The organism is Acinetobacter genomosp. 15BJ, assembly GCF_000400715.1.
Lineage (GTDB): Bacteria > Pseudomonadota > Gammaproteobacteria > Pseudomonadales > Moraxellaceae > Acinetobacter.
Genome location: NZ_KE007345.1, coordinates 434,687 through 454,167 on the forward strand (window position 1 = coordinate 434,687; position 19,481 = coordinate 454,167).

Here is a 19,481-nt window from a genome sequence, read left to right on the forward strand (position 1 = left end):
ATCTCAATCAAATACTAATGCCATAGCAGCACCATCAAACTCATTTGGTACATCATCTTGATCATCAAGAATAACTAAGCGCCCCTTATTTACTTCCATCGCAAGATTTATATAATAAAGTCCAATTCCCATACCATTTGGTCGTCTTGTGAAAAACGGTTTTACTAATTGTTCTTGTTCATCTTGAAAACCCGGACCATTATCAGCAATGATAATGGCTGTTTTTCCATAAAAATTATTAGTTACATTTACGTAAATTTTTCTTTGACCAATAGTATCTTCTGGCCATCGTGTTTGTAGCCAGTAAATTGAATTATCAAAGATATTATTTAAGCTACCAATCAGAATTTTAAAAATAAAACTTTGTTCGATATCAGGTATATTCTCTTCAAGGAAAGGGCAAACAAACTGTATTTTGTGTTTTCTAAATCTTATCTTTGCTACATCGCGAGCTTTTCTAATAAGATTCTTTAAACTAGCTGGTTTGTTCTCACCCTTGCGTAATAAATCAGAAAAACTATCCAAGATTTTCACTAACTCATGAGCATGCTGCTTAATTAATGAGATGTCATCAGAATGTTCGATTGTTGCATATAATGATCTAACACCATGTTCAACTTCATGGAATACTATAGCTAGCCCCATATTATTGAAGCCTGTATTAAGCATGACATCACGCATTTCGTTATAGTTTTTTTCTGTTTTTTGAATCAAAGGTTCTAATTCATCTGACAAATTATGTTTTTTTGCGATCTTTCTAAGATCATCTAAAGGTTTTTCTATCTTTTTTACTTCTATGTTTTTAGGTTCTTCAGTTGCATCTCTAAGACGTTCTTTGTCAATTAGTCGCTCAGTTTCAACAATTGATAAAACGGCTAAAATGATATTTTGAAATCGATTGTAACTATCATTTTCAACAAATCCTTCACGGTTTGTTTTTTCTATAAGATCATAACTATCCTCGATGTTCAGATCTAAAGAACCAACAATGATATTTCGACTAATATGTCGTCCAGGGACATTTACACGACGTAAATCTAACCCTAACCAATCATCTCCCGGTTCGCCATAATTATAAACACGGATATTATCTCGATAAACTCTGATGCCACCATTCTCATCTAGAAAATTTTCAACTAATTGTTGTTCACCAAATTTAGATAATATTTTTCTATCTCGGTCATAAATATAAAATTCACCAGATATCTCGCCGATTCCATTGAAGTCTTCAGGAATCGCAACTTTTTTCTGTTTCTTTGTGGATGCAGCTAATGGTAGATTTTCATTTACAAGTTCTTTTTGTCGTTCCTCTATTCTTATACCTGGCACCCCTCTGAAATGATAGTCTAAATTTAGAAGTCCATCTTTTAACTCAAACTTTATATGCCAAGGAGCTCTTTCTTTAAGCATATCAATATCAGGAATGCCTTGAGTCCATTCAGGGTAACCAGTTACTTCAAGTAAAGTCTCAAACTTATCACTTCTTTTATCAGTAAATGGTGTTGAAATAGATGTAATTTGTCTTAGTAACTTTCTTACATCACCCCTTGTCCACGTTTGTTCTCTCAAATCACGTATATTAATTTGTGTCCCAGTATTTTCACCAAGAAATACTTGAGGTGTTCTTGTAATGACCTCAACACGAGTATCTTCGAGAAAAGGTTTTTCAATTAATTCAGACCAATTAATTTTGACCAGACATTCATCTTCATTTTTTGATCTGGTAATTAACTCAATTTCATTTCCTAATTTATGTACTGCAAAGCGCCCTAGACCCTTTTCGCCTAGCGGCAATCGATTTAAACGAGTTCTTTTTTTATCTAGTTTTTGTTTTTGTTTGTGGTCATGAGCAGGAACTAACCAAATATCTTTGATTATAGCTAATGACATCCCATCCCCATTATCCTCAACAATAATTTCAGCCTCTGGAGTATTGACCTTATTAAGAGTAATTAAAACAGTATCAGCATCTGCATCATAGGCATTTTTAACTAATTCAAAAATAGCTAAGCGATGAGAACCAATTAGCTGATCACCTAGCATCTGTAATAGGCGTGCTCGTGGGCGAAATGCTAAGTCCTCGGAAGTAATATAATTTTCAGTCATTACCAATCCTTTAATAATTTTTCGGCAATCTTCTGTGCAAGTAAAACAGGAACAGCATTCCCAATTTGTTTAAAAGCACTTGTACGTGCAGGCTTACCTGAAACATTTTCAAAATAATAATCATCAGGAAAACTTTGAATTCTTGCTGCCTCTCTAGGTGTCAATGAACGATTTTGTTCAATATCAGGATGAATATAATGATGCCCATCCTTAGAGATATGTGCAACAACAGTATGGCAGGCAGCTAAATCACCAGCAACTACTTTAAACCGATCCACAAACGAATTTCGCCCTTTATGACTTTTTAAATGTTCTGGTAAATCATCATAGTGCAGTCGTCTTTTTTCAGTATTCCATAAATTCACGGCATATTTATAGATTTCTAAATCTTGTTGTGAATGCGGACGTGCTTCATGCCAAGTTAATGGAAGAGTCGTAGATATTTGAGCTTGCTTCAGCCACTTTGATGGCTTGGTGATTGGTTTTAATGGGAAAGCTTGACCACCACCAGCATTTATCTTAGGAAGATCCTTGAGCAAATCCCATACTTCAGCTTCAGGTATCCACTTCTCTATCTTCGGATAAAATGAATTTTTACTACGATGTCCTTTCTTTCCTACCAAAATAATACGTTTGCGATTTTGAAGAACACCATACTCATTTGCCGCTAAAACTTGATATTCAATTGAGTAACCGATTTCGATGAACAAACTTTTCATTTTCTCGAAATAAAGTTCGTCGCTTGGATCTTTAGCTGTTAGAAGCCCTAATACATTTTCAAAGACAAAATATTTAGGTTTATATCTTTTCAAAAATTCAGCATAGTATTTATATAAATGGTTGCGTGGATCGTCATCCATATTCCCACGTGCTCTACCAATAAGAGAATAGGCTTGGCAAGGAGGTCCCCCAATAATTAAATCTAATTTCGATTTACCAAGTTGTTCATCTACTTTTTGAAAAATTGTATCTAGAGTGTCTGGCCCTATAAATTCGTTGATAACAGAATCGATTTCACTTATTGGAACAGCACAATACAGTTCATTTCGAGTGATCTCATTTTTTAAATATTTTGAGTATAAATCTATCGAGCTATTATTTTTTAGCCAATGGAAAGCTTGACGTGTCTTTAGCGTAAAACATGCTGAAGCATCTGCTTCAACGTGGGCAATTGGTTTGAACCCAGCACGAATAAATCCCTCTGACAAGCCGCCAGCACCAGCGAATAAATCAAGAAATTTTAAAGTGCTAGACATAATACATCAATAGAAAATAAATAAGTGCCAGGATACCAGGAAACTTAAGATTTAGCAAAAATATAGAGACTAATTTAAAAGACTAAAACCCTAGCACCTCAACGATTCCTATTCGAAGATCTATTGGTTCTTACTATCAACCTTTAGTGGGCCAAAATGCTATTTGAAAGTAAAATCTGTAAATTGCTTGCAACTTAAAGGATGATCAATATCAGGGTATTGCCCAAATTCAATATACCCAGCTTGCATAGATAGAACTAATCGAACTATTGAGTAACCTCTACGCTGCATACTTGCCATTGATAATATCCTCGAAGGTGGAGAGCTTTTCCGTGCTTTCTGACATAAACTCTCGATCAAATCTTGGCATTGTATTTTATCAATAATCCAATCCCGATTTAAGGAACTGGGGCATTGAAGCGTACGTAATATACCAGCGTCTAACAATTGCTTTAGCTGATATCTTGTGAGCTGTAATTCCTCACAAGCCTCATCCATCGTCCAATTTGAGGATATCTGTATTGCAAGATCCTCAACCTGTTCGCGAGAATAGTGCTTTTTCCCTTCAAAAACACTGGGTGTAAGCTTTTGTTGTTGTACTAATTTATCCACTCTATCTGGATGACAATTAAGAATTTTGGCAGCTTCTTTTTTGGAAACAATATTTCGCTCTAGGGTAGTTAACTGGATACGTGTTATACGCTCCGGTTCTAAGACACTAGGCCAATAACTCTCTATGTAATGGTCAAATTCAACTTTTATCCGAGCAATTCCCCTGTTCCCCGCCTGACGATGCAGAGACTCATATAAATCCCTAAAATGTTTATGTAAGCCACCAACTCCTTATTGCTCATCGGGCGCTCAAGATATTGATTGAGAAACTTGTAGTAAGCATCTGGCCAATTTTCAAGCATTTCCCATACGTATTGATAATATTGAGCAAGCTCACCATTCGTTATCGAAAGAGGTTGAAATGAACCACCCAATAACCTTGATCTATAATGAGCAATAAAATGAATTATGCTAAGAGATTCTCGGAGCTCCAAACCTTGCAAAATTTCAGGGCAAGAAATTCTATTTCCTCCTTGTAATAGTGCTTCAATATATTGGCTGAGTTTGATTGCTTCAGACGGAGCAACATTACTTAATGAGTTGATAACATCAGTATCATCATCAAATTTATTTAAATAGCGACGATACCAATTCAACCGTTTGCCAGTACTATAGTGAACATCTATCAATAATTTTCCATGTCGAGCACATGCAAGGTATGGCAATAAGCTCCATTCAAATCTACAAAACCCAAATTCTTCGATACAATCTGGACATACCTTTGGATACTTCACAAGTAGATAGGGTGTATCAATGACGTGTTGAAAAGAATAAAATATTGGCTCAATTTGAGAAGAACAACTTGTTAACCCAAGCTGCAAAAAATACACATTAAGATCAAACTCTCCAGTTAAAATCTCATGGACTGGTACACGGTTATTTTTCCAAGCCAAACCAGCATGATGCAGCAAATGACCTATGTGTTTAAAGCCATTTTGCTCTGATATTCGGATCAGATAACTGACTAAACATTCATTTGGTTGAATTCTAGGTCTGGCGAGAAGCATCTCAATGATCTCATAATAAATAGTAAAATATCCAATACTTACCAAAATCTTAAGACTATCAGGCTATTTATAGATATTCCTTTCTTAATCCATATTTCTTTGAAGATAAAGTTCCTTCGGGGATTAGATCAGCAAAATAAAGTCTATCTGACAAAGGTGAACTATTTAGTCCCAGCTTACTCATAGAACATTTTATTAAACCGCAATATTCCTCTTTATTGTTGGTCTTAAATACTTGCTGTAGCTGCTTATATTTTTTACTGGTAAAGGTTGGCCCTATACATCCGTTTTCAGCTATCTTATTCCACGACCACATTTCTGGATATCTATCAAGACACTTGAAACATTGTGTCCGCATAACATCTGATACTTCGACTTGATCGATACCAAGTTCAATAAAAAGCCCAGAAATAACTCTAAATATATCCACGCTGTCAGCAGAATAGATGTAATACCTCTTTCTAGAGGAATTTATTAGAAATTTCTTAAAACTTTTAATATCAGAGAAACCATTTTTCATTCCCAAATCATTCAAGTAATCGCTAAAGGTTTGCTGATCAGTTGGTCTTGATCGATCAAGTAACACTATGCTTCACCTTGAAATAACTTATCATTTATCCAGCCAAACAATACACTTTATTGCTTTTTGATACACCGAACTCAACATATTCAGCATCAATGATCGCATTTTTATTTGCTCTATACCCAAAATGCCAATCTGAATGAACGATGAGTTCTCTTAAGACCAACTTTTCAATCGGCTGTAAAAAAGCATTGTTTCGCTCATCAATACCATAGCTGCTAAGAACCTCAGCAAATAAATTCATATCTACCTTCATCTCTTCCATTTCAGACATCATCTTAGCATCTCGAACAAGATTAGCCGTAGTTGCTAGATTTCCACTCGTTGCACTAAAAAACCTTAGAGCCACTGTAATTTCTTCTAATTTAATCTTTTTAGAAAGCCCATATGCCTCTGACAGGCACATCAAGAGCCTTCTGTAATCATCACGATCCTCGTTACTGCTGATCCTAAATGGTGGTATGGTGTAGCGATATGATATTCGACGTGCTAATTGTTGATTTGATTCAACCAGATATCTACTCCAAGGCATTCCCATAAAAATAATCGGTATTTCTGTATCATTGATTAGATCTTTAAATAAATCCGCAATTCCTGTGACAACCTTTGCACTACGACGCTCAATGATCACCTGAATTTCATCAAGGATCAGCAACTCTATACCAACTACCTTAAGTAGCGTAATCAATCGCTCATAAAGCTCACCTTTGTTTCTCGCACCCCGTCCACACTGTGGATCGCCAATAGTGACCAACAGTGATCTTAAGAACTCTTCTGGTGTAGAAACTGATCTTAATTCGTAGTGTAAAACAGGGATATATGTTCGCTCTGCTTGTTCTATTTTCGGATTATTCTTTGCATAATATTTTGCTAACTCAGATTTCCCACTCCCAGATTCTCCAGTTACCAACATGCAAGAAGCAACACCGTATTTTTTCTTCTTATTACGCAAAGAGTCAAATAAATTCACCATCTTCGTAAGGAATGGACTTTTAATGAATGGATGATCCTCGAAAGTAGTTCTCATTAGCCCATACTCCATCCATTTAAGCTGAGATTATCTCCATCATCCTCAAAATCAACTTTCATCTTACGATGTGAATTATCCACTACGAGGCTGATATTAGGGACACCTGTTTTATCTGACCTTGCGGCTTTAGATGTTGTTACTTGCTTATTTCTTCGAACATTTCTTGCATGATATTCTTCACGTTCTTTAGCAAGTTGAACTTTAGTCTTTTGGAGATTCAAGTTGTCAAATTTGGATTGTCGAGCAACTTTTGCAGCAGCTCGGATCTTCTTATGCTCAAACTCAGAAAGATTGGAGGCATAAGAATATTTCAGGCAATCTACTTTTAAATAGACCTTGTTAATCTGATCTAGCACCAAGATATAACCAATATCAAAAGGATTGTATTTAACAGTTACCTCTCTAGGTCCATCTCTTCTATATAAGTCTTTGAGAAGGCTTGAGTCATAGTTCATCGAAAAAATTTCTATGCCACCTTTATGTAGCGTACGTGTAGTAGTCGCCAATAAAATAGTAGTCAACTCTTCTTTATCTTCTACTGGTACTGGAAAGCATTCCTCCGAACTAGCCCAAATTTCATAAGGTGTTAAATCTGAGTCTTCTAGAGGTGTATGGTGATAATCTTCTGTCACCCACTTCACAAAATAGCGTTTAAACTCTGAAAATGTGAGCACAGCTTCCTGCCTTGCATCATAGCCATCTCCACATTTACCAATTTTTCTGACCACACCAGGCAAATCATCAAGTACCAGTGCATTGACTATACCGAAGAAACGTTCAATACGACTTTTATAATTACCTTTACGAATCGGACAATACTGAAAAACCGCCCCTAATTCATCTGCCACAGCAATAAACTTCTGTCCCCAAAACTCATTACCATTGTCTGTTACAAGTGTAGAAGGAACACCGTGAGCAGGCCACAAACTGTTTAATCCCAACTCTTTCATGCAATCATCTTTTGGTAAAAACGCATTCAAACAAGCCAAACAAACTGACGCATATGAAGGCTCTTCAAAAGACATTTGAAATCCAAGTAACATTCCAGAGTAATGGTCTATCAAAGCAGTAATATAAGGCCGACCAAGTAAGGTTTTATAATCATCATGCAGAACATGAATATCCAACTGAGTGTGATCAAGCTCAATACGTTCCAAGACTCTAGTAGTAGTTATTCCACTTAATGCTTTGGCTAGTTCAGCCTGCAAAACTCGAGCTCCATGTCCCCCTTTTCTCTTAGTTTGGTACAGTCCACGTAAAACACGGTCCTGAACAGTATGATATGTTGGTTTCTGAAGTGGTGCATCAGGGTGATCTAAATTGTGTGACATAATTTTAGCTTCAACATTACGAACCACCGAAGCCATTGACGACTGGCTAAGTGTGTAATATCGCTTTGCAGCATCTTCAATAATTTCAATAACTTTTGTATCGATCTTAGGAATTCTATGACCTTTAAATCGATGCTTAGGATAAAGACCTCGTATCTTTAGACCTGCTTCGACAAAATTAGCGTACCAACTTCTTACTGATTGCCAATGTGGTGCTTTCTCACCTAATTCTAAAGCAACTTCATCTATCGTATTTCTGGCACTTTTCTCAGTGATTTTGCTAATACCATTTTCCTGAAGCCGTTTGATATATCTATATTTTCTATTAGTTTCACGCTGCTCAATTTCTGAAAGATCAATAAACTTAAGATCGCCAAAATCTCGTGATTCCGCAAGAAATTTGATGCCTCCTGAAGTATAAACTGTACCTAGTTCTTCTCGGCTCAATCTAAATACGGTCCCATTCTCAATATCTACTAAAACGACTTCTGCTTTTCCAACAGACCGGACCATAGCACGATGACAAGGAATACCCTTGTTAAATTCAATGATTACACCTTGTTCCCATAACTCAGCAGACATCGAATTTCACCTCTGTTGTCATACTTAATGGTTCAGAGTTCATATCAAATCGCAAATACCCTAGCGCAATCCATGAATATATTTCCCTCAAGTGTGCACGGTCACCAAGCCTATTCACTAACTGCGCTAATGGCATCAAATCATGAATATCTTCTGCACACTGCTGAAGATTCTTCATTTTTAATAAAGGGCGTTTTTTATATTGATAAAGTTTTTCATAGTTTGATAGTAATGGCTGCTGATAGATTTCAATTTCACTCACGATCAAAAAATCAGTATTAGTATCATTTAAAAAATTATTAAAGCGAGAAAAAAGAGATTGATAATGTTCAGTTTGAGTATATTCAGAGGGTTTGACCTCCGCATACTTCCTAACACCAGAAGTATAAAGAATTTCAAAATCAGGTGTGTAGATACTACACTCACCATCATTATCAGGAATTTCAAATTTTTGATGTGTGCTGAGAAAACAGGAGGTTTTAACTTGGTAAACTATAGACACTCATCAGGAGTTTACCATGAGCAAGAAACAGAAGACTTACACCGCAGAATTTAAAGTTGAAGCAATAAAATTGATTGAAGCCAATCAAGGCAATGTATCGGAAACAGCCAGACAACTTGGCATTTCAATGCAAACTCTTTCAAATTGGAATAATAAAGCAAAGACTGGCACCTTAGCAGGCACTAAACAATATTCACCTGATCTAAATGCCTTACTCGAAGAAAATAAAAAGCTCAAACAACAGCTCAAAACAGCTGAAATGGAACGTGAATTTCTAAAAAAGGCAGCAGCGTACTTTGCGAAAGAAAGTCAGTAAGGTACGCCTATATGAAACAGCAAAGACATTTATTCCCGATTAGCTTTATGGCTAGATTACTTCACGTTTCAGTGTCACGATTTTATGATTGGCTAAAACGAGGCATGAATAAAAGATTGGTTCAGCGAAATCAACAGACAATTTTGGTCAAAATAGCTCATGAGGAAACTAAACAAAGCTATGGCTATATTCGATTAACTAAGCATTTACAAGCGCAAGGTATCAAAATCAGTACGTATGCTGTACGTCAAATAAAAAAGCTCAACCAGCTGTATTGTAAGCGTCATAAGCGTTTCAAAAGAACTACGAAGAGTGATCATAATCGAGCGATCTACGCAAATTTACTAGAGCAACAGTTTTCAATGACTAAGCCCAATCTTGCATGGTCAAGCGATATTACATACATTTGGACTGCTGAAGGTTGGTTATACTTGGCAGCAGTAAAAGACCTGTACACGAAACAAGTGGTTGGCTATAGCTTAAATGAGCGTATGACCGCACAACTTGTTTGCAATGCACTGACTATGGCGATTCGTAATCAAAAACCAACGAAAGGCTTAATTGTTCATTCGGACAGAGGCAGCCAATATTGCAGCCATGAATATCGAAAGATACTGGAAAAATGTGATTTTCAAGGTTCAATGAGCAAACGTGGGGACTGTTACGATAATGCACCGATTGAAAGTTTCTGGGGCATACTCAAGAATGAATTAGTGCATCATTGCAACTATAAAACCAGAGATGAAGCTAAAGCAGATATTACAAAATACATTGTGTTATTTTATAATCAGCGAAGAATTCAAAAGAGTTTGGATTTTAAAACGCCAAATCAAATAGCAGAGAACTTTTATCGGTTAGCTGCCTAGCATATCCCAAGTGAAAGTCTCCTGCTAATTCAGCACATATCATTTCGAGGTTGCGGGAAATATGTCTCTACCTCAGCGTCAAACTCTAAATGAAGACAATATTTCGACTCTAAGATGGACTCAACAAGAATTGTCTTTCCATCATTAGCCTTTATTGAAGGGAAACGAACAATGTTCTTAACAGCAGATTTCTGAATTTTGCGTGCAGGGCTATTCATTTTCTAGCTCATCCTGAACTTCCTTGTTCAAATTATAAGCTTTTTTATAAGTTTATCCTACATAATTTATAGACTATTCCTACAATTTTATAAACTTATCCTACAATCTACACTTAAACCGTAATATCTGCTAAATTACCCTTTTGCTCTAACCAGTGTTTACGGTCTGCTGAACGTTTTTTCGCCAGCAATTTATCCAATAAACCTGCGGTTAAATGTGCATCGTCCAAGTCCAATTGCACCAAACGACGGGTATTCGGGTCCATGGTGGTTTCACGCAACTGACTGGCATTCATCTCGCCCAAACCTTTAAATCGGGTGATCTGCGGATTCTTGTTGCCTTTAACTTTTTTCAGGATGCTTTCAAGCTCGTCATCATCCAAGGCATAGTACACCTCTTTACCAATATCGATACGATAGAGCGGTGGCATTGCTACAAACAGATGACCTTCTTCAACCAAGGTTGGGAAATGTTTGACGAATAAAGCGCATAATAAGGTTGCGATATGCAAACCATCCGAGTCCGCATCGGCAAGGATACAGATCTTGCCATAACGTAATTCAGACAGATCATCACTGCCCGGATCGACCCCGATCGCGATGGCAATATCATGTACTTCTTGAGAAGCCAATACTTCATCCGAAGATACTTCCCATGTATTCAGAATTTTTCCACGAATCGGCATAATCGCTTGGAAATTCTTATCGCGTGCCTGTTTGGCACTACCGCCCGCAGAATCCCCTTCGACAATAAATAGTTCACTGTCCTCACGGGTTAAGCCCACACAGTCCGCCAGTTTTCCAGGCAGCGCTGGACCTGCCACAATCTTCTTACGTTCAACTTTTTTCGCTGCTTTTAAACGACGCCCTGCTTTGGCAATCGCCATTTCAGCCAGTTGTGTCGCAATCTCTGCATGTTGATTCAGCCATAAGGCAAACGCATCTTTGGCAATATTCAGCACAATATTAGAGGCTTCGCGACTGGATAAACGTTCTTTGGTTTGCCCTGAAAATTGCGGCTCTTGGAATTTCAGCGATAGAATAAAATTTACGCCATCCCAAACATCTTCCGCAGAGAGCTTCATATTACGTGGCAATAAATTGCGTAATTCACAGAACTCGCGCAGTGCTTCAGTTACACCCGAACGTAGACCATTGACATGGGTACCACCTTGCGCGGTTGGAATCAAGTTGACATAACTTTCCTGAATCTGCTCGCCACCTTCCACATTCCAGCAAATCGCAAATTCACAGGCAGCGCGGTCGGCTTGGCCACTACTGACAAAAGCAGGATCTGGCAAGATGTCACGATCTTGCAGCTCATCCATCAAATAGTCGACCAGACCATTTTCAAACTGCCATTCGATCTTTTCGTTATTGATTTTATCGTCATAAATTATTTTCAAACCTGCCGCTAACACAGCCTTGGCTTTTAAATTATGTTTCAGTGCTTTAAGTGCAAATTTAGGACTATCAAAATATTTGGTTTCAGGCCAGAAACGCACGGTCGTGCCTGTGGCACGCTTAGCGACCTTACCTTCTAAAACCGACAAAGGCGCAACGGGCTCGCCTTGTTCAAAGGCCATTTGATACAGATTACCTTGACGCTGTACTGCCACTTCAACACGGGTCGATAAGGCATTCACCACTGAAATCCCGACGCCATGCAAACCACCAGAGAACTGATAGTTATCGGTGCTGAATTTGCCACCCGCATGTAGCTTGGTCAAAATGATTTCGATGCCACTTTGTCCATATTCTGGATGGATATCGACTGGCATACCACGACCATTATCTTCGACTGACAATGAACCATCTTCATAGACCGTGACACAAATCTGGTTGGCATGACCCGCAAGTGCTTCATCGACTGCATTATCAATCACCTCTTGCGCCAAATGGTTTGGACGTGAGGTATCGGTATACATGCCTGGTCGACGACGAACAGGATCTAAACCAGAAAGAACTTCAAGGGATTGGGCCGTGTATTGTGTCACTTGGTCTGACTTCCTTATTGGATCGCTGCCGATAAAAATTCGAGAATTAAAGGTAATTTTTCTTCAAAATCATCCATTGCATGATTACCATTAGCGTCGGTTAAAATCAATGATGATGGATGAACTGCACTATAATAACGTTGAGCTTGCTGATAATCCAAGACTTCGTCGCCTTGTTGCAATAGCACCAGAATTTTATCAGCATGAACGAGTTTCGTGTCAGCAATCGATTGTAATTGCTGCAGTTGATCGGCATCAAGTGTCCATGATGCAGTGACTTTGAGTGGGATTTGTTCAACCCCAAATAAATCTTCAAATAATTGCCATGGTCGCATAGCAGGATTAATCAATACAGCAGCACAATCATACTTAGCGACAAGATATGTCGCATAAAAACCACCAAGACTGCTGCCAACCAAAACCACTTTATCCTGTGATAAATTTTCGATAAGCTGAGAGAGTTGTTCTAGCACTTGATTGGGTGGCTGATTTAAATCAGGTAAATGCACTTGTATCGCATCATGCTGTGCACAATATTGTTGCAACTGTTGCCCTTTTATCGACATCGGGCTGCTTCGAAAACCATGTAGATAGATAATTTGCATACACACCAAAATAGGCAATGACTTGACATAAAGTGAAATAAATCACATTATTTCGATTAATAGTTAAACAAATAACAATATAAATTACATATAAGCTAGATATTGTCTGACACAAAAAACGATACTGTACTCCGTTCATCAGTATTCTAAAAAAATTACGTATGAAAGACATAAGATGTAAGCGTTTGTTGTAGTTTATCTAAACAATATTCAGAAAAATCACTTCAAACCTTCGGTATATATCAAGGATGGGGAAATCAATATGCCAAGTTTAACACCTCTGCATGAAACCTATTGTAAGTGGGATCGCACGCCCCCGAGTCAGGCAGATGTTTTGGAGGGTTTGGCACAGCTGGTCAGTACCAGCCTCAGTGGTGTACACGAACTGATCCAAGTGGTACAAACTGAGGTATTAAGGACAACGCTCGGTTTAAGTGCACAAAAAGCCAAACAATTACAAAAGCATCCGCAACTGCAAAAGTTTTATCAGTTTTCTTATGTGGCACTACAAAAATATGGCAGTCATTTTCTAGCGCCCAATTTACGTCGCATTATTGAAAAATTTCCAGTCTTGCATGACAAACCCTTAACCCCAACCCTGCATTTTTTGGTGGGTGCGCTGAATGGAATTTTTGGTGATTTCTTTTTAAAGCAACACAATCCAATGGCTTTGCCAATGGTGCTTTATGATCACTATGGTTCATTACAGCAAGGCGAGCTAACAGGCCGTGTGGTGATTCTTGCCCATGGTTTATGTATGAATCATTTAACCTGGTCTAATCATCGTTATGGCGGGATTGGTGAGCGTTTGCTCGCACAACGTGATAACAACACCATGCTGTATTTGAACTACAACACTGGACGCCGAATTTCCGCTAATGGCCGTAGTTTTGCCAATACCTTAGAGGATTTGGTACAGCGTAATCCGCGTATTACCAGTATCGATCTAATCGGGCACAGTATGGGCGGCTTGGTTTCGCGTAGTGCCCTGTTTTATGGCAAGCAGAATCTGTATCAATGGGTGCATATGGTCGAGAATCTGGTTTGTATCGGTTCGCCACATCATGGTGCAGTACTTGAACGCTTTGGTTTCGTTTTACAAGACAAACTCGGTGGATTCCCATTTATCAACTTGCTTGGTCAGTTGGTGAATGTGCGTAGTAACGGCATACTTGATCTGCGTTATGGCAGTGTCCGTGATGATGACTGGGAACATAATGATGCGCGCATTGGTTTTGCCGACGATAATCGTAAACCCGCTCCGCTACCGTCCCATATTAATACCTTCTTAATTGCAGGGACTTTAGAGTTCGAGAAGTTACGTAATAAAGCGCTGTCTGTAATTGGGGATTATCTGGTCAGTGTGAAGAGTGCTTTAGGTGAACACCAGAATCCACGTTTTCAGTTGAAGTTGCCTGATACGCATAAAGCAGTTTTCTATGGGCTGAATCATTTTGAAATTCAGTATCACTCCAGTGTAGCCGAACAAATCACACGCTGGTTATATCCAGATGCTAAAGAGAAAGTTGAAGCTGGTGTACAAACCCATATGATCAACGTACCCCATAACTATACCTTTGATGATTTAGAAGGCATTGTTGAGACCTAAACGATAAATGCTCAGTTAGGTTCTAGCTGAGCTTTTTTCGCTCAAAAGCTGTAACAGGCTCAATCAGCTTAGGAATAGCTTTACTTCACAAATTCACCTTGGTCATTTAATTTCAGTTTTAGATCTTTTCCATCTTCTTTATATAAAATTTCATACTTCTGATTAATAACAATATTTTGAGATGCATCTAAGGTAATGCTTTTAACGAAGCCAAATTTGTTTACCGTTGTCAGATTTATTTCTGGATTTCCAGCTTTACTTGAAGAAGGAGATGCAATTAATAAAATACCCGTGCTTGTTTCTGGGAAAACGACTGAATCACCATAACTTGGGTTGATAAAGCTATAAACTTTAATCAGACGACTGCTATCAATCAAATTGATTGAGCCACAATTCATTCTTTGGGCAGATAAAATACAATTCAGATGTGCATTTGAGTTATAAGGAAGTGAAGTGATCAGGAAACCATCATCATTTTTTAACTTTGCAAGATGTGATGAAGCTTTTTGTGTTTGGTTTTGATGAGAAATCTCATTTTTCTTTTCTGAAGCAGTGCTACAGGAAGCAGTTATGATGCTGAGGCTGACTAAACCGAGGATACACGTATATTTTTTACAAGAAGAATGCATAATAAACCCCTTTAGAATAAAAACCGAACTAAAATCTAAATTGAATTACTTAATATCTTTTTCAGCTGCTAAAACACCTGTAGTTTCACAACCTAAGGTTGAAGAAATACATTTTAAGCTACTATTCAAAACAAGCTTGAATGGGAAAATTTTTCCATCTTGATAAGTTTTAACATTTGCAAGATACGTATACAGTCCTTTCTTAGCATCATATGTTACCTGATCGCCCATGAGGAGGTCTGTTTGTTCACTCTTATCTTCACTATCAGAGTGTATAACGGGTATTCCTATAAAATTATTATTCCTTATATTATATAAAAAAGTAGTGACTTGATTTCTTTTAAATGGAATTTTAACATAATTAATAGTACTTACTTCTCTCACTCTAAAAGCTAAAATAGCTTTATCGTGATATAGTAAAGCTAAGTCAACATTAGACTCCACAGGCACTGCTGTCCTTAAAACATCATAAACAACCTTACCATTTAATATTTGGACACCATATTTTTTTAATGTGTAGTTAATATTTTTCTTTGTTTTATCAATATTACCAAAATCCGTTAACTTTATTTTTAAATTAGGGTTAATAACTGAATATTTATTATATGCATCTATATATTCCACAGGTGATTTTACTTGGGTAGAATCTTGCAAATAATCATTCCATGAAGAATTTTCTTTTGCATAACAAAAGTTAAAGAAAAAATTACAAGCAACTATCATCTTTAAAAAAATAAATTTATTCATAATAAACATTTAAAAATTGATGTTTAAAAAAGAAGTTATCATGAACATCCCTCTTGATATTTCAATTTATCAAGTGTTCCATATGTAACCTCAGTCACCTTATTCTCAACAATATAAAATTTAACACCATTATTACTATCTAATTGGCGCTGCAAGTAGTATGTATTGTCATCATATGCACTTTTTACTAAACTTAAGTCTTTAACCTTAGATTTTAAATCTGCAACAGGAAGTCCCATAAATTCAGATTTCTGATATGAGGCAGTTGAAAGCTTATTATCAAAGACTAAATAACTAATATTTTCATCCTTAGTTTCTGCATATAAACAATTATCAACAATTTCTGTATCATCTACTTGTTTTACAAGACCTTCTTTTGCCAACTTAGTGTAATCTTGGCCTATATTCATATTTTTAAATTCAGACAATAAATTATTTAATGAATAATTATTATCTACAGTCTTAGTTCCTTCTTTGGCATTACACGCTATCATGATAAAACACAAAGGAAAAATACAAAGCTTATACATTATTAAATATCCTCGATTTTAGGCAAACATGCGCCAATATGTAAATGGTGATAATGGTTTTTTGCATAGCTTGTGCCTGATATTTTAGGTTTCTTATTATAACCATCCTGAGTATAAAATACTGTAAAGCCAAACTTTCTTAACTCACGAACTAAAGTAATATTCCTTTGTTCATCATAATCATTATTTTGTGTCCAAATTGCGTTCGTTCTATGCGCATTGTTTTTTCCTATGTATCTGAAATCACATGCTTCACCATTACGATGCGTAACACTTGGTGCCTGTGAACTACCATCAATAAGGCTGCCCCCTGAACTTGGGTATTCCTCATAACCGAGACTCATGAATGTACCAAGGACTCCTGACATGGTAATACCATTTAAATAAAATCTTATATTCCCTCCTGTCATAAACCATTTATATCCAATATTTCCACTCCTATAAGAGCCATGTTTTGTAAAATCAATAAGATAGCAGCTCCCAGAGATAACCTCATTTCCTGCTTTACGCATAGGCGCCTTAACAAATTTAGATTTCCCTAAATTATGAGTCTTACCGTTCTGGTCATAATAAATGAACTCAGCAAAACCAGTTGCAGCTTTATTCTCTCTTTTGATTTTTCCATCATGATAAATATGATATCGAGTCGTATCACTTGTTGGCGGTGATTGATTACTTACCGTTGTTAATGGCTTTCCTCCACTTTCAGTATACGTATTATTTTGCTTCGTTTGATTCTTCTTATCTGGCTCAGTTTTCGCTTTTTCCGCTTCTTCTTTTGCTTTCTTTTCCTGAACATCTTTCTGCTGCTGTTGTCTTTTTAGATCTTCAGCCTGTTTACGTTTTGCATCTGCAATTTCATATAATTTCGATGCCTGAACAGCACTACCATTTACGGTAAAGGGTTTAGTTGAGCTTGATTTTTCAACGCGACTTAAAACTAAACTTTTTCCTTTTATACCAAAGCCAAAAACAAAACCCGTTAACATTCGTACATTCATTACACCGCGATTATTTGTTCTTTTCGGTATTTCTCGACCTCGGTAAAAGAGACTAAACAATGTGTTTGGAACAGGTTTGCCGTCTTGAGTTACTGAAATATTAAAAGGATGTACAGGAAGCTTCACTTTGACTGTTGTATTTTTTAATGCCGTAGTTACTTGAAAATGATGAATAACCTGTTTCTGCCCATCACCTTCTACTGAAACCTCAACATCTTGTCCTTCCTCCGCAATAATGCCTTGCTTGACCCCACGACTATCAGCTGTATGTTTTTTAATATTACCTTTGTAGGTAAGAAAAAAATTCATATTAGAGATTGCTTTACCAGAATCCCCTTCGACTATTTCAATATTAAAGTTTACATCTTTAGATGCAGGAGTTGCCTCTGCCTCTTGAGAGGTCGAAGATTGTTCCTGTTCATTTCTTACTTCTTGAGGTGTTTTATTAACCTGAGGTCTTGGTTGAGGCGTACTATCTGTCTCTAAAGTTGCTGAATGGCTTGTAACTTTAAAATCACTTAAAGTTGCTTTTTGTTTTTCATTTGCTTTTTGAATAATACTATTCGACTCTTTTCCATCAGCAACTATTTTTATTTCTGTGTTTGGGTTTCTAACAATAACAGGAAGGTTACCATTCTCATCACTCTTAACCTTAACTCTTGTTTCGCCTGAAATATATTTACCATTATTTTTAGAAACAATTGTTACTTCTTTATTTTTTAATTCTAAACCTGCACTATCTTTTAGAGTAATATAAATTTTTCTTTTGCAACAGCTTTCTAAATCAAAGCCACCGAACATTGATAAGTATGAAGAGATATGTGTTCCATTACCATCAGATACAGCTGATTTTTTCTTAAATACAGGTGAGCCAAGAAAAGTTGCTAGCCCTCCTTCACCCATTAAATGAGCACTAGCTATTGCTCCTGATTCAGTTACCTCGACCCCGTTAATAATTTTCCCATAATATTGATTGAAGTTTAATATCTGCATACGTTTACATAAATAATTTATCCAATCACTAACTGCCATTAATTGTAATTCAGGCTTTGTAAGAAAATCATTGAATGAATGAATTCCATTTTTACCTGACCATTCCCCTTTCCAGTCATTTTTATCAAAAGTTGCTCTAATCGTATCTATTCTTTGCTTCTCTTTCTCTGGATTTAGCTTTCTAAAATCTACACCTAAATCTCCTAAATAGTATCCAGTTTCAAATAAGGCAGACTCTCCCATTTGAAAAAAACCACGATATCCTCCTGAGCTTTTTTTAGCTGCTGCTATTATATTCGATTTGTGATTTAAGCCTAACTTTAAATCAGCACTTGATTCTTTATAACTAACAGCTTGTATAAATCCATTTCTATTTAATTCAAAATCTTGTACTGATCCATCTTGAAACTGTATAGTCTTTTTCATTATTTAAACCTGTCATTAATCTTATATTTAGAAATATTACTAATAGATGTTTCTTTGAATAAATATCCATTTAGAGTGGATACAATATTTACATCCTCTCCAACTTTACTACAAGATAAATTCACATCTACGGAATCTTCTTTTCTAAACCCATTTTTAATTTTTTTTCGATCTATTTTCCTTGAATATGCGAATGAATTAATATCATTATAAATCATGATAAGATCAGTTTTATTATGTTTCATTTCCGCCCAATAAATATAATAATTTTTATTTTTATACTGAACATGATTACATGTTCCTGTAGATGTCCAATTTTTATCTTTTAAATCAAAGCCAATGTTTTTTGCTATTTTTTTGTTTTCTTTACTAAAGTTATCTTCCCATATATCAGGACACTGAACATCTTCTAATACAATCACTTGTACTGCTGGCTCGCTCCAATATTTCATACATTCTTTAGCACTTTCTGCATGTAAATTTATACTATTTAGCAAAATACATGCACCAATCATTATCTTTACAGTTTTCATTA

16 protein-coding genes are annotated in these 19,481 nt (G+C 36.5%); 2 read left to right on the top strand and 14 right to left on the bottom strand.

Annotation, left to right across the window (positions count from 1 at the left end):
* Positions 1-3: 3 nt before the first annotated feature.
* From F896_RS17220 to F896_RS20725, 7 genes are all read right to left on the bottom strand, one after another.
* The gene (locus F896_RS17220) at positions 4-2,106 is read right to left on the bottom strand and encodes an ATP-binding protein (RefSeq protein WP_016162441.1); all 2,103 of its coding nucleotides are present in this window, start codon (positions 2,104-2,106) and stop codon (positions 4-6) included.
* On the bottom strand, positions 2,106-3,362 hold the full coding sequence (locus tag F896_RS17215) for a DNA cytosine methyltransferase (RefSeq protein WP_016162442.1): 1,257 nt from the start codon (positions 3,360-3,362) through the stop codon (positions 2,106-2,108). The genes F896_RS17220 and F896_RS17215 overlap by 1 nt, the downstream gene beginning before the upstream one ends.
* A gap of 758 nt (positions 3,363-4,120) precedes the next feature.
* A complete protein-coding gene (locus F896_RS17210) occupies positions 4,121-4,981 on the bottom strand; it encodes a TniQ family protein (protein WP_016162443.1) in 861 nt (286 codons plus the stop codon).
* Between the two features lie 67 nt (positions 4,982-5,048).
* On the bottom strand, positions 5,049-5,567 hold the full coding sequence (locus F896_RS17205; protein ID WP_016162444.1) for a hypothetical protein: 519 nt from the start codon (positions 5,565-5,567) through the stop codon (positions 5,049-5,051).
* A 28-nt stretch (positions 5,568-5,595) separates the two neighbouring features.
* Positions 5,596-6,591, bottom strand: a complete 996-nt coding sequence (locus F896_RS17200; RefSeq protein WP_016162445.1) for a TniB family NTP-binding protein — start codon at positions 6,589-6,591, stop codon at positions 5,596-5,598.
* Entirely contained in the window at positions 6,591-8,507 is a 1,917-nt protein-coding gene (locus F896_RS17195; protein WP_016162446.1) for a Mu transposase C-terminal domain-containing protein, read from the bottom strand. The genes F896_RS17200 and F896_RS17195 overlap by 1 nt, the downstream gene beginning before the upstream one ends.
* Positions 8,497-9,009, bottom strand: a complete 513-nt coding sequence (locus F896_RS20725) for a hypothetical protein (RefSeq protein WP_016162447.1) — start codon at positions 9,007-9,009, stop codon at positions 8,497-8,499. The genes F896_RS17195 and F896_RS20725 overlap by 11 nt, the downstream gene beginning before the upstream one ends.
* Before the next feature lie 16 nt (positions 9,010-9,025).
* Between F896_RS20725 and F896_RS17180 the strand changes: the two genes are divergently transcribed.
* A protein-coding gene (locus F896_RS17180; RefSeq protein ID WP_085940850.1) for an IS3-like element ISAba21 family transposase occupies positions 9,026-10,191 on the top strand; the annotation gives its coding sequence in 2 pieces (ribosomal slippage) (positions 9,026-9,284 and positions 9,284-10,191; 1,167 coding nt in all).
* A 331-nt stretch (positions 10,192-10,522) separates the two neighbouring features.
* On the opposite strand, the gene parE is transcribed toward F896_RS17180, so the two are convergent.
* Both parE and F896_RS17165 read right to left on the bottom strand, forming a co-directional pair.
* Positions 10,523-12,406 carry a DNA topoisomerase IV subunit B gene (parE, locus tag F896_RS17170; protein ID WP_004803540.1) on the bottom strand — a complete coding sequence of 628 codons (1,884 nt, stop codon included), beginning with the start codon at positions 12,404-12,406 and terminating at the stop codon, positions 10,523-10,525.
* A 14-nt stretch (positions 12,407-12,420) separates the two neighbouring features.
* Entirely contained in the window at positions 12,421-13,011 is a 591-nt protein-coding gene (locus F896_RS17165) for a YqiA/YcfP family alpha/beta fold hydrolase (RefSeq protein ID WP_016162449.1), read from the bottom strand.
* A gap of 262 nt (positions 13,012-13,273) precedes the next feature.
* Between F896_RS17165 and F896_RS17160 the strand changes: the two genes are divergently transcribed.
* On the top strand, positions 13,274-14,620 hold the full coding sequence (locus F896_RS17160; RefSeq protein ID WP_016162450.1) for a PGAP1-like alpha/beta domain-containing protein: 1,347 nt from the start codon (positions 13,274-13,276) through the stop codon (positions 14,618-14,620).
* An 80-nt stretch (positions 14,621-14,700) separates the two neighbouring features.
* Here F896_RS17160 and F896_RS17155 read toward each other — a convergent pair whose 3' ends face one another.
* Genes F896_RS17155 through F896_RS17135 form a run of 5 tightly spaced genes read right to left on the bottom strand, consistent with a single transcriptional unit; the run spans position 14,701 to position 19,479 of the window.
* On the bottom strand, positions 14,701-15,249 hold the full coding sequence (locus F896_RS17155; protein WP_016162451.1) for a hypothetical protein: 549 nt from the start codon (positions 15,247-15,249) through the stop codon (positions 14,701-14,703).
* Positions 15,250-15,294: 45 nt separating this feature from the next.
* Positions 15,295-16,005 carry a hypothetical protein gene (locus tag F896_RS17150; protein ID WP_016162452.1) on the bottom strand — a complete coding sequence of 237 codons (711 nt, stop codon included), beginning with the start codon at positions 16,003-16,005 and terminating at the stop codon, positions 15,295-15,297.
* Between the two features lie 29 nt (positions 16,006-16,034).
* Positions 16,035-16,526 (bottom strand): hypothetical protein, encoded by a 492-nt coding sequence (locus F896_RS17145; protein ID WP_016162453.1) that lies wholly within the window; start codon positions 16,524-16,526, stop codon positions 16,035-16,037.
* Between the two features lie 2 nt (positions 16,527-16,528).
* Complete coding sequence (locus F896_RS17140) at positions 16,529-18,946, bottom strand: hypothetical protein (RefSeq protein ID WP_016162454.1); 2,418 nt, start codon at positions 18,944-18,946, stop codon at positions 16,529-16,531.
* Positions 18,946-19,479: a hypothetical protein gene (locus tag F896_RS17135; protein ID WP_016162455.1), complete on the bottom strand. Its 534-nt coding sequence runs from the start codon at positions 19,477-19,479 to the stop codon at positions 18,946-18,948. Before F896_RS17135 ends, F896_RS17140 begins: the two co-directional genes overlap by 1 nt.
* Between the last annotated feature and the right edge of the window lie 2 nt (positions 19,480-19,481).

What these genes read in the sequence shown, in the direction of transcription:
- F896_RS17220 (WP_016162441.1), bottom strand. Translation starts at nt 2,106, where the DNA reads ATGACTGAAAATTATATTACTTCCGAGGACTTAGCATTTCGCCCACGA.
- F896_RS17215 (WP_016162442.1), bottom strand. Translation starts at nt 3,362, where the DNA reads ATGTCTAGCACTTTAAAATTTCTTGATTTATTCGCTGGTGCTGGCGGC.
- F896_RS17210 (WP_016162443.1), bottom strand. Translation starts at nt 4,981, where the DNA reads ATGCTTCTCGCCAGACCTAGAATTCAACCAAATGAATGTTTAGTCAGT.
- F896_RS17200 (WP_016162445.1), bottom strand. Translation starts at nt 6,591, where the DNA reads ATGAGAACTACTTTCGAGGATCATCCATTCATTAAAAGTCCATTCCTT.
- F896_RS17195 (WP_016162446.1), bottom strand. Translation starts at nt 8,507, where the DNA reads ATGTCTGCTGAGTTATGGGAACAAGGTGTAATCATTGAATTTAACAAG.
- F896_RS17165 (WP_016162449.1), bottom strand. Translation starts at nt 13,011, where the DNA reads ATGCAAATTATCTATCTACATGGTTTTCGAAGCAGCCCGATGTCGATA.
- F896_RS17160 (WP_016162450.1), top strand. Translation starts at nt 13,274, where the DNA reads ATGCCAAGTTTAACACCTCTGCATGAAACCTATTGTAAGTGGGATCGC.
- F896_RS17155 (WP_016162451.1), bottom strand. Translation starts at nt 15,249, where the DNA reads ATGCATTCTTCTTGTAAAAAATATACGTGTATCCTCGGTTTAGTCAGC.
- F896_RS17150 (WP_016162452.1), bottom strand. Translation starts at nt 16,005, where the DNA reads ATGTTTATTATGAATAAATTTATTTTTTTAAAGATGATAGTTGCTTGT.
- F896_RS17145 (WP_016162453.1), bottom strand. Translation starts at nt 16,526, where the DNA reads ATGTATAAGCTTTGTATTTTTCCTTTGTGTTTTATCATGATAGCGTGT.
- F896_RS17140 (WP_016162454.1), bottom strand. Translation starts at nt 18,946, where the DNA reads ATGAAAAAGACTATACAGTTTCAAGATGGATCAGTACAAGATTTTGAA.
- F896_RS17135 (WP_016162455.1), bottom strand. Translation starts at nt 19,479, where the DNA reads ATGAAAACTGTAAAGATAATGATTGGTGCATGTATTTTGCTAAATAGT.